Source organism: Rhizobium sp. BK181 (assembly GCF_014193305.1).
GTDB lineage: Bacteria > Pseudomonadota > Alphaproteobacteria > Rhizobiales > Rhizobiaceae > Rhizobium.
Genome location: NZ_JACHZA010000012.1, coordinates 25,735 through 37,928, shown reverse-complemented (window position 1 = coordinate 37,928; position 12,194 = coordinate 25,735). Strand labels below are relative to the sequence as shown.

Genomic DNA, 12,194 nt, shown 5'->3' with positions numbered 1-12,194 from the left:
CCAGCGTCTCAACGGCTCTCAAGCAGAGGCCAGAACTGATGGAAATGCAGGACCGGACCATGCCCCGAGCCTACGCTTAACGATCCGGAATGCTCGATAGCACGCGCAAGGTAACCCTTTGCATTGGCAACCGCGTTGGGAAGCGTCGCACCCTTTGCGAGCTCTGCAGCCAGCGCGCTCGAGAGCGTGCAACCGGTGCCATGGGTATTCGCGGTCGCAATCCGGCTTGCTTCGAACCAATCCAGTCCCGCGTCCGACGCCAGGACATCCGGGCTTTCACCGCCAGAAAGATGACCGCCCTTGACGAGGACTGCTTGCGGGCCCATTGCCCTGAGGCGTCTTGCGTGATCCGCCATTTCCTCCCGTGACTGAGCCACGTCTTCACCAAGCAGTGCGGCAGCCTCTGGCAGGTTGGGCGTCAGCAGTGAGGCGAGCGGCAACAGGCGTCGCGTTATGACGTCAACAGCAGACAGGTCGAGGAGGGCGGCTCCACCCTTCGCCACCATGACCGGATCAAGAACGATCGGCACCTCCTCATGCTCCACAATCACATCGACTATGGCGGTGGCAATTTCCGCGTTGGCAATCATGCCAATCTTGATAGCGTCGACACGCACATCCGCGAACACAGCTCTGATCTGATCCGCAACGAATGCAGCGGGGACGAGATGTACGCCGGAGACACCCTGGGTGTTCTGCGCTGTCAGCGCGGTCAACACCGCCATCCCATAGACACCGCATGCAGAGAATGTCTTGAGATCGGCTTGGATTCCCGCGCCTCCCGAGGGATCTGAGCCGGCGATGGTGAGTATGTTGCGGATCATTGATTTACCTTATGCTTCTGATGTTCGAGGATATCCGACGGCTGGCGGCCTCAGGATCCGCAGATCCGCAGATTGCGGAGACGACAGCAATACCCTTGGCTCCCGCCGCAAACACCTCACGCACATGGCCAGCCTTCAGTCCCCCAATCGCGACGGATGGAACGGGACAACACGTTATCAGGCAGGCAAGGCCATGAAAGCCAATTGGCTGCTTGTGGTCCGCCTTTGTCGGGGTCGCAAACACCGGGCCGATCCCGGCATAGTCGACAATTGTTGGATCTACCGCCTCTGCCAATGCCTGCGTTTCCACGGATAGTCCGAGGACCATGTCGGGCCCAATGCGGGCGCGTGCCAGGCGGACATCCATGTCGTCCTGACCGACATGGACGCCGTCTGCACCGACCGCGAGCGCAGCCTCGACGTCATCATTGACGATCAATCGCGCACCTGTGCCCGACAAGGCCATCTTCAGCGCGCGGCCCGTTTCGATGATTTGATCGGTGGCAGCTCGCTTGTCGCGCAACTGAACCACGGTCGCCCCGCCGGCAACTGCAGCAAGCGCTGTCGCCACGAGCCCGAAGGAAGCGCAAAGGTCTGGATCAAGGACAAGATAGAAAGAAAGATCGAGGTTCTTCATGCGCCCGCAACCTTTGCGCTGTGATCAAGACAAGGCCCATCAACCGTTGCCAGCGCGTCCAGGAACCGCCAGGAAAAAGAGCCCGGGCCCTGAGACCTGCTGGCCGCCAGTTCACCGGCAACAGCGAAAGTGGCAAGGGCCGCAACCGTCGCATCGAACGGCACGTCGGGTCGCGCAGCCGCAAATGCCCCGACAAGGCAGGTCAATGAGCAACCCAGTGCTGTCACCTGCGGCATCAATTCCGAGCCACCTTCGATGCGAACCGCGCGCTTCCCGTCAGTGATGAAGTCTACGGCGCCCGTTACCGCGACGATCGCACCGTGCCTGTCGGCAAGCAGCCGGGCAGAATACTCAGCGTGTTCGACGCCGTCCCCGCTGTCGACGCCCTTGCCTCGGTAAGCACCCCCGGCAAGAGCGATGATTTCGGAGGCATTGCCGCGGACGATGGTGGGACCGAGCTCGATGAGTCGGTCGGCAGCAGCACGGCGGAACGACGTTGCGTAATGGGCGACGGGGTCGAGAACCCATGGCTTGCCAGATTGCCTCGCGGCAATCGCAGCTGCCTCCATGCCACGCAGCCACCCGGATGATAGCGTACCTATGTTGATCGTTAGTGCCCCGGCAATCTTGGCAAACTCGGCGGTCTCCTCCTCTGCATGCACCATGGCAGGAGAGGCCCCGACTGCCAGAAGGACGTTGGCAGCAATGTTCATGGCAACGTAATTGGTGATGCAATGGACAAGTGGAACATGCTCTCGCAGCTCGTTCAGCAATGTCCCAGGTGGGATTTGAAACAGCATGGTTCGCCTTTCGATCGGGGAAGGAAGGCGCTGAGACCAATGCATTAAGCGAAGGATCCCGAGCGACTCCCTCCGCCGGCATTATCCGGTTCAGGTTCAAAGGGTACGTCTCAGCCAACCAGACGGTGGCGCCCCTGTCTCTCACGCCAAGCTTCTCGCAGAGAAGAGAGCGCCTGTCATCCCCTAAATGCACATGGCGAAACGAACACGAGAGACTGCCCGTAAACGGATGCGTCGGGCACTCCACCGCGGACTGTCTCAAAGTCTCACCGAAGCAGACATGCCAGCACCAAGCTCGCAGATATCGACCTGTCGGAGCTGCCACCGCGTGTTCGGCAACTGCGGGAAGGAAGAGTTGGTGTATATCGAGATCGCCCCTATGCAGTCTGCGCAACTGAATGCATTGACTTCTAACAGAACTGCATAGATTCAACGATTATTGAAAGACAGTCTTCTCATTCTGATGCCTCAACATGAGTGGAGATGCAATCAATGGCTAATTTCCTTGAAAAGTGGTCTACCAAGAAGGCAACCAAGCCGACTCCAGGTGCCAAAAACATCGTTGACGTATTTCGCGGACGAGTGGCTGAGCAGAAGGCCTATCTAGAGGAATACGAGCGCGACACATCTGGCTTTAGCAAGTGGCGTTCAACGTGGTTTCAGAAGGTACCGGGCGGGTTCGGCGTTACGGTCGGTCGAGACTCCGTCGATGCAGGCCACGGCCTGAGCTATGTCGTCGTCTCATCGACATCGGATGTAGCCGAGTTTCTCGATGACCTTGCCTATCACGCAGAGAACGACGTTGGCTTCCAGCAGGCGCTCGAACAGAACCGGCTTCGGCGGGTCGGGTTCCTGAATGCAGCCAAGTCGGCGGGTGCCAAGTCAATGGACAAACCGTCCAAGCCCGCTGCGACAGCAAGCTCTGCTACAACGAAGACAATCGTTTCCCGTGCGAAACCAGCCTCGAAGACGAAAGCAACAACCGCCCCGCAACCGGGCGCGGCAAGACGTGGACGCAAACCCAAATCTGACGCATCGGCCTAGACCACGAGCGTTGCAGGCCATACAAGTTGGCGGCGAATATCACCGCAAGGAAGCGGTTGCACGGGCTCGCACAGTGTGAGTTTCGTCAGTCGCCCTCATGATGCCTCCAGGGGCGAGCATGATACCATGGCATCGCGCACGCGCTGGATTCAATACTCCTCCAGGGAAGCGCGCTGTCCGGACGTGAAGGCGAAAGACACCAAGGCGTTAACGTCGAGTGGATCAATAGTTCCTTCCAGGAAGTGGCTTTGGGCTACTGTCGCAAAACGCCATGTTTCGGCGACCTCTCACCGTGCAAAAGACTCTCTGTTGTTCGAAGCTTTTCAAATCGAAAGACTGGCGACAAGAGGTGCGACTCGTGCACCTTTGCGCAGGGACACGGCCTGAAGCGATATACTCTTCTCGCCGAACGCGAGATCGACGCGCAGGACGCATTCCGTGAAGGTGGCCGTCCTTGTTGGGGATCACTAAATACGCCGAGTAACGCTATATAGCTCCATCTTCCGCCGGACCAGTCCGCACGATTCGACTTCAATGAGGTCCCGGCACATCTGACGCCCATGCTTCGGAATGGCATGCCTTTGTCTGGCGCCGGTTGTGACGATCCCTGAGTATCACTGCGCTCCGCACCCACAACTTTCGTTAGGAATATGGCGCATCCAAGGCTGCCCTTCGGCCCTGCCGTCAGATCGTCGAAGTGGGCGCAACCCACGTCCACGAGATCCAAATCACTGCAAAGGGTGCGTTTCTCCCAAGCGGCATCACTGTCACGTCCACGAATTTCGCAGCGTATTTTTTCGCCGAGGCGGGGTGTCCGCGACGTCCTCGACGGCTCTGTCTCAACTGTGAATGCCACCGCGCAACGGCGATCCGCCCTCAGTCTCGTTGAAGGGAACCATGCGTACCGCACGCGTCCATCAGCACGGCAGTCCGGAAGACATGCTGCCGCGTCTTTTGTTGCTATTTCATTTCCGGGACACCCGGCACCCACTTGAAGTGGTCGCCGTCGGCCTGGATGTGGCCGACACCTGGAAATGGTAAGTGTGGTGCAAAGACAAGCTGATCTGACTTCGCCAGCTTTTTCAAGGTCTCGATGCGGTTCTTCTCGGCGGCTTTTTGATCGTTGTCAAAGCCAACCGGCCATTCAGGCTTCACGAGCGAAATGATCGAGCTGTGCACCGTGTCACCGATGTCGAGCAGCGTTTCTTTGCCTGACGCGATTTCATAGCCCACATGCCCGGGCGTGTGACCCTTCAGTCCAACCGAGACGACTGCCGGCACGACCTTTGCACCTGGTTTGAACGTCTGCACGTGGCTATTGATGACCTTGATGATATCGGCGAGTTGTGTGTCCTTTTTGGCGAACGTCCATTCAGCCGAGGACATGCGGATCGTCGCCTTGGGGAAGGCAAGCTTCCCGTCTCTGACGAGACCGCCTATGTGATCAGGGTGCGAGTGCGTGATCAGGACGTCGGTGACGTCTTCCGACTTGATACCAGCCTGAGTGAGAGACTTCTCCAGTGCGCCACCCACCCCGGTGTCGACCAATATTACGCGCCCCGGCTCCTTAATGAGCAGCGCGTCGACGCTGAGGGTTACGGTGTCAGTTGGGACGCCTGCGGCCTTGAGGACGTCGCCAACTTCCCCAACTGTGTGGGAGACACCAAATATCTTGCCATCATTCGGCCGCACAAATTCAGCGTCGTGCAACGCCACGACCTCAAGAGCACCTATCCTGAAGGCTTTGAAGTCGGGTTGCTGAGGAGGCATCTGGGCGGAGGCGCCAGCAGCGACGGTAAGGGCTGCGAACGACGTCAAAGCGAATGAAGCTCTTGTCGAAGACATACCGAAGGTCCTTGTACTTGTGGCGGCAGATGTCTTGTACGTCTCATCACAGCTTTGGTCATCTCTCATTGTCGTGAACACAACATATCGGGACCGAGCAGCTTTGGTCGGCCGCAAGAAGAGTGTGGGACGACGGACGGCCTCGACCTGGCCGGCCGCCTCTAGTGGACGGCAATATTTCCTCCCATACGGGCGACGGTGGTCGCGCGGTCTCACTATCCTCGTGCGCTGGTCGAAGGCGAGGCGATTTTTTTGCCTTCTGCAGATTGGGTTGACGCGAGCATGACAAATTCGAACTGAAAACGCCGGTAAGAGACTTGCATTTGTCGATTTTGGAATATCTGTTCGCGATCACTAAAACACGAGCGGAGTCGAACAGTGAGCATACGGCAGCGGGTGAGTTTGAAGTTCAGGGATGAGATCGAGTTTTTGAGGGGATGGAAGCGCGACCGTACAGCGGTGGGCGCAACTACCCCAACCTCGGTTGCGACGGCCACGAAAATGGCGAGCATCATTTAGCCGGGCTCCGGACTTCCCGTACTGGAACTCGGACCGGGGACGGGGGTTACCACCAAGGCAATCCTGGAACGTGGTGTTCTCCCAAGGAATCTTATTTCGATCGAGTATTCGCAGGAATTCTGTCGCCATCTCCGCGAGCAGTTCCCTGCAGTCGACGTGCGATGTGGCGACGCCTTCGCCCTCGATCTTACGCTGGGAGCGCAGCGCAAAACCAAATTTGACTCTGTCATCTCAGCTATACCGCTTCTGCACTTGCCACCGGAGAAGCGGCGGGAACTCGTCCTCGACCTCCTCGAGCGCGTCCCGGCGGGCAGGCCGGTCGTCCAGATAACCTATGGCTTGCTGTCCCCCGTCGTCGCGCTGCCCGCGGGATACGAGGTCCGCCACCTCGCGTTCATGATGAGGAAACATTCCACCCGCGCAGCTTTGGATGTATGCGAAGAAGCAGGGGCAGAATAAATCGGGACCACCTCGCTAACGACGAACGACCTTCGGACCTTCACCGCTCGAGGCCGCACCACCAACTTCTCTTTTCAGTGGGTCAATAGTCAGGCACGCTCGACAGCGCGCCTGGCAGCTTTTATCTATAAATGATGACCGCTGCCACTGAGGACACAATTGCCAATCGCATTAGCCGCGTTCTCGCGGACCGCATCATTACAGGTGCACTTGAGCCTGGGAGCAAGCTGAGGCAGGACCACATCGCCGACGAGTTCGACACCAGTCACGTACCGGTGCGAGAAGCATTCCGCCGGCTCGAGGCCCAAGGGCTTGCCATTAGCGAGAGCCGCCGGGGCGTTCGCGTTGCAAGCTTTTCCCGGGCCGCCGTAGAGGAAGCCGCGCTGATGCGTTCGGTCCTCGAGGGACTGGCGTTGCGGCAAGCCGCGCCGAACTTGACGACATCCATCATGGACGAAGCAATGGCGGCGATGATTGCTGGTGATACCGCACGCGACGCGCGAACCTGGGACGAGGCAAATCGGCGCTTCCACCACCTGTTGCTGGCTCCAAGCAAAATGCCGCGATTGTTGGCAACAATCGATGATCTCCAGATGGTGGGTTCGCGCTACGCGTTTGCGACCTATGGCGCGGTATGGATCCCGCGGATCGACCTCGATCACCACTTGATCCTCGACCACCTTCGAAAAGGTGAAGTCAGTCAAGCCGTCGTCGTTCTTGAACGGCATGTGCAGCGGATAGGTCCCATTCAGCGCTGACTTGCGACGTGCGGGTTGTTAACCCCACCCTGGAACCATTGCTCTGGGCCTGGCCGGCTCAAGAACGCGCGCCTCAAATCCCGCTCAGGTTGATTTCGCACTGCCGAAATTCTTCGGCTGGTTTGTTGCACATAGTCGTCTCGTTTCATTTTATAGATAATTATGGATTCTATCTATCAATATCGAAGGGAGGCATCGCATGGAGCAGGCGGACGCGACGATCAGGGTAAAAATCGGTTACGACGAGGCTGGTGTTATCTATAATTTACCTTTCAACGATCTCGTTTTCCGCGCCCAGCAGATCCATCGCGAGACCTTTGATCCAAACGCAATTCAGATGAGCCGGCTTTTGTCCATCAAGACCGGTGGATGCGCCGAGGACTGCGGTTACTGCAGCCAATCAGCTCACTATCCGACGGGCCTCAAGGCCTCCAAGCTGATGGAGGTCGAGCGGGTCCTTGCTGCGGCACGTCAGGCTCGCGCCGGCGGAGCGACCCGTTATTGCATGGGTGCGGCGTGGCGCAGCCCGAAGGACCGAGACATGGACACGCTTGTGGCGATGGTCGAGGGCGTCAAGGCTCTTGGCATGGAGACCTGCATGACGCTCGGCATGCTCACTCCTGAGCAATCTGAGCGCCTAGCAGATGCCGGCCTGGACTATTACAACCATAACATCGACACCTCCGAACGTTTTTATCCCGAGGTCATCACCACCCGTACCTTTGAGGATCGGCTGGAGACCCTCGCCACCGTGCGAGATGCTGGTATCAAGGTCTGCGCAGGCGGTATTCTCGGAATGGGTGAAACCACTGCTGACCGGATTTCCATGCTTGTCACATTGGCCAACCTTCCGGAGCACCCGGAGAGTGTGCCAATCAACATGCTGATCCCAATCCCCGGCTCGAAGCTTGCCAATGCCGTAGCTGTCGATCCGATCGACTTCGTCCGCACCATCGCCCTTGCCCGCATCCTGATGCCGAAGTCCCATGTCCGCTTATCGGCAGGACGCACCGACATGAGCGATGAGATGCAGGCGCTCTGCTTCTTTGCCGGAGCCAATTCCATATTCGTCGGCGAGACACTTCTGACGGCAGACAATCCCGGTGAAGACAAGGACGCCATGCTGTTTCGGCGCCTAGGCCTGGAACCAATGCCACTGGAACATCGCCCTTGAGCGGGGTCGCGCTTGCCCGTTATGCGAAGACCATGGCCGGGTTGGAGCGCAAGTCGCGCATCCGTTCCGTAACCGTGGCATCGGGCATCGACTTTGCGTCGAACGACTATCTAGGGTTCGCCAATTCAGCTCGCCTGAAAGCGGCAATTAGGGCAGCGGTTGACCGGGGTGTTCCCGTGGGCGCCGGTGCCTCGCGGCTGCTCCGCGGTAATCACATCGAGCACGAGATGCTGGAAGCGGAAGCGGCACGGCTCTTCGGCGTGGAGAAGTCGCTATATTTCGCCAGCGGATATGCCGCGAATGCGGCGATCTTCTCCACCCTGCCTCTGCGCGACGACCTTGTCGTCTATGACGAACTGATCCACGCAAGTGCAATGGAGGGGATCTCAGCCAGCAAGGCAATCACCCGCGCCGTGCCCCACAACGATGCCTGTGCAGTCGAGCAGGCAATTCGGGAATGGCGGGACAAGGGAGGAAAGGGGGTTCCTTGGATCGGCGTTGAGAGTCTCTACTCGATGGATGGTGACAGGGCGCCGCTGCGTGAGTTGGCCGAACTTGCCCGGCGCCATGACGGTTTCCTTGTCGTCGATGAAGCGCATGCAACCGGTGTCTTCGGCCAAGAAGGTCGAGGCCTTGCCGCCAATCTCGGGGCGGGTAGTCATGTCCTGACGGTCCATACCTGCGGCAAGGCGCTGGGCGCTAGCGGGGCGCTCCTGGGGGGGCCGAAGATCCTCGTGGACTACCTTATCAATCGCGCCCGCAACTTCATCTACTCCACCGCGCCATCGCCGCTAATGGCAGCGGCGGTCCGTGAGGCGCTTCGTTTCCTGGCCGATGAGCCGGAGAGGCTGACCCGCCTGGAGAAACTCGTCGCCTTTGCCAGCGCACAACTGCAATCCCGACTAGCCAAGACGCCGAGCGGCTCGCAGATCATCCCGGTCTTGATTGGTGACAACGGACGCGCGGTCTCGATTGCCCGCCAGATGCAGGCCGAAGGATTTGATATTCGCGCAATCCGGCCACCGACGGTTCCCGAGGGTACGGCGCGGTTGCGGATCTCCATTACTCTGAATGTGGAGGAACAGCAGATTTCAGCAATGTTCGAACGGCTCTTCACGATCCTGAAGGAGAATGGGCAATGACGGCACACTTTGTCGTCTCCGGCACGGATACCGGCCTTGGCAAGACCGTATTTGCTGCTGCGCTCACAAATGCGTTGGGCGGTCATTACTGGAAGCCGGTGCAGTCAGGTCTCGATGGGGAAACGGATTCACAAACCGTGTCCCGATTGGGCGGCGTGCCTTCTGAACGCATCCTCCCTGAGGCCTACAAACTCTCGACACCTGCCTCGCCGCATCTTTCAGCCCGAATCGACGGAACTTCAATCGATCCGCGCAGGCTTGTCCCACCCGATGTCGATGGACCACTTGTGATCGAAGGGGCAGGGGGCCTCATGGTCCCGCTCTCTGAAAGTCTTGTGTTTGCCGATGTGTTTGCCGCTTGGCAGATTCCCGTCATCCTGTGCACGCGGACGACGCTTGGCACCATCAATCACACGCTGTTGTCCGTCGAAGCGATGCGCCATCGCGCGGTTCCGATCCTCGGCATCGCCTTTATCGGTAATGAAAACCTGGAAACCGAATCCATCATCAGCAAATTGAGCGGCACTCGGTCCCTCGGTCGATTGCCAATCCTGACGAGCTTGACAGCAACGGGTTTGAGGAGGGCGTTCCACGACAATTTTGATCTTTCCGCATTTGGAGAGGTCAGCCCATGACCCGATCGATTATCTGGCATCCGTTCACCCAGCATGCGCTGGAACCTCCGATGAAGCGCATCGTCTCCACGGAAGGAGCCTACCTCGTTGATGAGGATGGCAATCGAATTCTAGATGCCATCTCCTCATGGTGGGTGATCACCCACGGCCATCGACATCCGGCCATCATGCAGGCAATCCGCGCCGCGACCGAAGCGTATGATCAGATCATTTTTGCCGAGTATTCACATGAGCCAGCGCAACGTTTGGCGGAAGGATTGGTTGCTGTTGCGCCCCCCGGATTACGGCATGTCTTCTACTCCGACAGTGGTTCGACGTCTGTCGAAGTCGCCTTGAAGATGGCGCTCGGCTTTTACCACAACACGGGCGAAGCGCGCGATCGAATTGTCGTGATGGAACACGGCTACCACGGGGACACAATCGGCACCATGTCCGCCGGTGAACGCGGTGTCTTCAACGCTTCATACGCGCCGCTGCTCTTTGGAGTCGACCGAATACCGTTTCCGGAACCGGATCTCGAGCAGCGGGCGCTAGACGCCTTCGAGGCATTCTGCCGCACTGGCCGCATCGCGGCCATCTTGCTCGAGCCGCTGGTGCTGGGTGCGGGGGGCATGAAGACCTACACCCCCGAGGTCCTCAAGGCCCTCAGGGAAATCGCTCACCGCCACGGGTGTCTGGTCATCGCCGACGAAGTGATGACAGGTTGGGGCCGAACCGGAACAATGTTTGCGTGTCAGCAAGCGGATGTGTCACCCGATATTTTGTGCACCTCGAAAGGATTGACCGGAGGCGCCCTGCCACTGGCGGCAACGCTCTGCACATCCGATATATATGAGGCGCATCTGTCGACCGATCGGCGCAAGACATTCTTCCACTCGAGTTCCTATACCGCCAACCCCGTTGCCTGCGCCGCCGGTGTCGCAAATCTCGAGGTGTGGAAACACGAGGATGTAGGCTCCCGTATACAGAGATTGGGAAGTCTCCACCGTCAGCACTTGCCAAAGTTTGAGGATGACGACCGGTTCTCTGGGGTGAGACAGGCAGGTACCATCGTTGCGCTTGACCTGGATGTAACCGCCGCTGGCTATCTTGCAGAAGTCGGTCCGCGCATGCGGCGGCTCTTTCGCGAGCGTGGCTTTCTCATTCGTCCGCTTGGCAATGTCATCTACCTCATGCCGCCTTATTGCGTCAGCGCCCCAGAGCTCAGCCTCGTTTACGACGCGATCGACGAGGTTGCCACAATCATTCAGGGAGGATCGCGATGAGACCAGCAGCTTCCTCGCGTATGGCGGGTTTCGGGCATGCGGTACCCGGCCGGCGCGTCGACAGCACCGAAATCGAGGCAACGCTTGGGCTCGAACCGGGTTGGATCGAGCGCCGGACCGGTATTCGCAGCCGATATTGGGCAAGCGCTGGCGAGACGCTCAGTGCACTCGCAGCAGAAGCAGGCCGGATGGCACTCGAAAATTCAGGTGTCTCACCGGACGATGTCGCCTTGACCTTGCTAGCAACCTCGACGCCAGATCATCTGCTTCCGCCATCCGCGCCACTGCTCGCGTATCAGCTGGGGCTCACGAGATCCGGCGCGATCGATCTCGCCGGTGCCTGCTCGGGCTTTCTTTACGCGCTAACCCTGGCCGACGGATTCGTGCGCCTGCATGGTCGTTCGGTTCTGGTTGTGGCCGCCAATATTTTGTCCCGCCGCATCAATCCCAACGAGCGCGCCAGCGCCGTCCTGTTCGCCGATGCGGCCGGCGCGGTCGTCCTTTCACCTTCCGCCGAACCCGAAGCTGGACTGAGGGGGGTCGAACTCGCCTCCGATGGCAGTGGCTATGACCTGATCACCATTCCAGCGGGCGGGAGCAACCGCCCCTTTACGGGCAAAATAGCCGGAGAGGAGTTCCTGATGTCTATGAAGGACGGGAGAGAGGTTTTCTCGCGCGCCGTCGCAGTCATGACGCAATGCTCACGCGAGGCACTCGCGAGGGCCGGCCTGACGGCATCTGAGGTTGACCGGTTCGTTCCGCACCAGGCCAATGCCCGGATTTTCGATGCCGTTTGTAACGATCTTGGCATCGATCCATCGAAGACGGCGCGAACAATCGAGGCCTTCGGGAATTCGTCCGCCGCGACAATTCCCCTGTCACTGTCAATCGCCAATGCGACGAAACCATTTGTTCCCGGTGAATGCCTGCTTCTCGCCGCGGCCGGCGCGGGAATGATTGGCGGTGCCTGCGTATTGGTCACGTAGTCGATCAGGACAGGGCAAGGCCGCCCCATGCTGACCAGGTGATCATCATGACGCGCGTCGATCGACGTCATGCGCGACAGCAAGGCTGGCGCGGCGAGAGATAAAG

At 59.0% G+C, this 12,194-nt stretch carries 11 protein-coding genes, 1 pseudogene and 1 riboswitch; of the genes and pseudogenes, 8 read left to right on the top strand and 4 right to left on the bottom strand.

Features of this window, described 5'->3' with window-relative positions:
* Positions 1 to 8: 8 nt before the first annotated feature.
* The 3 genes from thiD to thiM are packed head-to-tail and all read right to left on the bottom strand — an operon-like array spanning position 9 to position 2,261.
* Positions 9 to 824 (bottom strand): bifunctional hydroxymethylpyrimidine kinase/phosphomethylpyrimidine kinase, encoded by an 816-nt coding sequence (gene thiD / locus FHT77_RS22515; protein WP_183757068.1) that lies wholly within the window; start codon positions 822 to 824, stop codon positions 9 to 11.
* A gap of 4 nt (positions 825 to 828) precedes the next feature.
* Entirely contained in the window at positions 829 to 1,461 is a 633-nt protein-coding gene (thiE, locus tag FHT77_RS22510) for a thiamine phosphate synthase (RefSeq protein WP_183757067.1), read from the bottom strand.
* Positions 1,458 to 2,261: a hydroxyethylthiazole kinase gene (gene thiM / locus FHT77_RS22505; protein WP_183757066.1), complete on the bottom strand. Its 804-nt coding sequence runs from the start codon at positions 2,259 to 2,261 to the stop codon at positions 1,458 to 1,460. The genes thiE and thiM overlap by 4 nt, the downstream gene beginning before the upstream one ends.
* A gap of 50 nt (positions 2,262 to 2,311) precedes the next feature.
* Positions 2,312 to 2,407, bottom strand: a riboswitch (TPP riboswitch).
* Positions 2,408 to 2,753: 346 nt separating this feature from the next.
* Here thiM and FHT77_RS22500 point away from each other — a divergent pair.
* On the top strand, positions 2,754 to 3,305 hold the full coding sequence (locus FHT77_RS22500; protein ID WP_183757065.1) for a hypothetical protein: 552 nt from the start codon (positions 2,754 to 2,756) through the stop codon (positions 3,303 to 3,305).
* Positions 3,306 to 4,265: 960 nt separating this feature from the next.
* Here the strand turns inward: FHT77_RS22500 and FHT77_RS22495 are convergent.
* Positions 4,266 to 5,150 carry an MBL fold metallo-hydrolase gene (locus FHT77_RS22495; RefSeq protein ID WP_183757064.1) on the bottom strand — a complete coding sequence of 295 codons (885 nt, stop codon included), beginning with the start codon at positions 5,148 to 5,150 and terminating at the stop codon, positions 4,266 to 4,268.
* A gap of 378 nt (positions 5,151 to 5,528) precedes the next feature.
* On the opposite strand from FHT77_RS22495, the pseudogene pmtA reads away from it, so the two are divergent.
* From pmtA to FHT77_RS22460, 7 genes and pseudogenes are all read left to right on the top strand, one after another.
* Positions 5,529 to 6,147, top strand: a pseudogene (gene pmtA, locus FHT77_RS22490) (phospholipid N-methyltransferase PmtA).
* A gap of 115 nt (positions 6,148 to 6,262) precedes the next feature.
* The gene (locus FHT77_RS22485) at positions 6,263 to 6,886 is read left to right on the top strand and encodes a GntR family transcriptional regulator (RefSeq protein ID WP_183757161.1); all 624 of its coding nucleotides are present in this window, start codon (positions 6,263 to 6,265) and stop codon (positions 6,884 to 6,886) included.
* A gap of 199 nt (positions 6,887 to 7,085) precedes the next feature.
* Entirely contained in the window at positions 7,086 to 8,060 is a 975-nt protein-coding gene (gene bioB / locus FHT77_RS22480) for a biotin synthase BioB (protein WP_183757063.1), read from the top strand.
* A complete protein-coding gene (locus FHT77_RS22475) occupies positions 8,057 to 9,202 on the top strand; it encodes an 8-amino-7-oxononanoate synthase (RefSeq protein ID WP_183757062.1) in 1,146 nt (381 codons plus the stop codon). The genes bioB and FHT77_RS22475 overlap by 4 nt, the downstream gene beginning before the upstream one ends.
* Complete coding sequence (gene bioD / locus FHT77_RS22470) at positions 9,199 to 9,837, top strand: dethiobiotin synthase (RefSeq protein WP_183757061.1); 639 nt, start codon at positions 9,199 to 9,201, stop codon at positions 9,835 to 9,837. Before FHT77_RS22475 ends, bioD begins: the two co-directional genes overlap by 4 nt.
* Positions 9,834 to 11,102 (top strand): adenosylmethionine--8-amino-7-oxononanoate transaminase, encoded by a 1,269-nt coding sequence (locus FHT77_RS22465; RefSeq protein ID WP_183757060.1) that lies wholly within the window; start codon positions 9,834 to 9,836, stop codon positions 11,100 to 11,102. Before bioD ends, FHT77_RS22465 begins: the two co-directional genes overlap by 4 nt.
* Positions 11,099 to 12,088 carry a beta-ketoacyl-ACP synthase III gene (locus tag FHT77_RS22460; RefSeq protein ID WP_246712672.1) on the top strand — a complete coding sequence of 330 codons (990 nt, stop codon included), beginning with the start codon at positions 11,099 to 11,101 and terminating at the stop codon, positions 12,086 to 12,088. Before FHT77_RS22465 ends, FHT77_RS22460 begins: the two co-directional genes overlap by 4 nt.
* The last annotated feature ends 106 nt before the right edge of the window (positions 12,089 to 12,194 follow it).

Excerpts from the sequence above, each read along its gene's own strand:
- thiD (WP_183757068.1), bottom strand. The coding sequence starts at position 824 with ATGATCCGCAACATACTCACCATCGCCGGCTCAGATCCCTCGGGAGGC.
- thiE (WP_183757067.1), bottom strand. The coding sequence starts at position 1,461 with ATGAAGAACCTCGATCTTTCTTTCTATCTTGTCCTTGATCCAGACCTT.
- thiM (WP_183757066.1), bottom strand. The coding sequence starts at position 2,261 with ATGCTGTTTCAAATCCCACCTGGGACATTGCTGAACGAGCTGCGAGAG.
- FHT77_RS22500 (WP_183757065.1), top strand. The coding sequence starts at position 2,754 with ATGGCTAATTTCCTTGAAAAGTGGTCTACCAAGAAGGCAACCAAGCCG.
- FHT77_RS22495 (WP_183757064.1), bottom strand. The coding sequence starts at position 5,150 with ATGTCTTCGACAAGAGCTTCATTCGCTTTGACGTCGTTCGCAGCCCTT.
- FHT77_RS22485 (WP_183757161.1), top strand. The coding sequence starts at position 6,263 with ATGACCGCTGCCACTGAGGACACAATTGCCAATCGCATTAGCCGCGTT.
- bioB (WP_183757063.1), top strand. The coding sequence starts at position 7,086 with ATGGAGCAGGCGGACGCGACGATCAGGGTAAAAATCGGTTACGACGAG.
- bioD (WP_183757061.1), top strand. The coding sequence starts at position 9,199 with ATGACGGCACACTTTGTCGTCTCCGGCACGGATACCGGCCTTGGCAAG.
- FHT77_RS22465 (WP_183757060.1), top strand. The coding sequence starts at position 9,834 with ATGACCCGATCGATTATCTGGCATCCGTTCACCCAGCATGCGCTGGAA.
- FHT77_RS22460 (WP_246712672.1), top strand. The coding sequence starts at position 11,099 with ATGAGACCAGCAGCTTCCTCGCGTATGGCGGGTTTCGGGCATGCGGTA.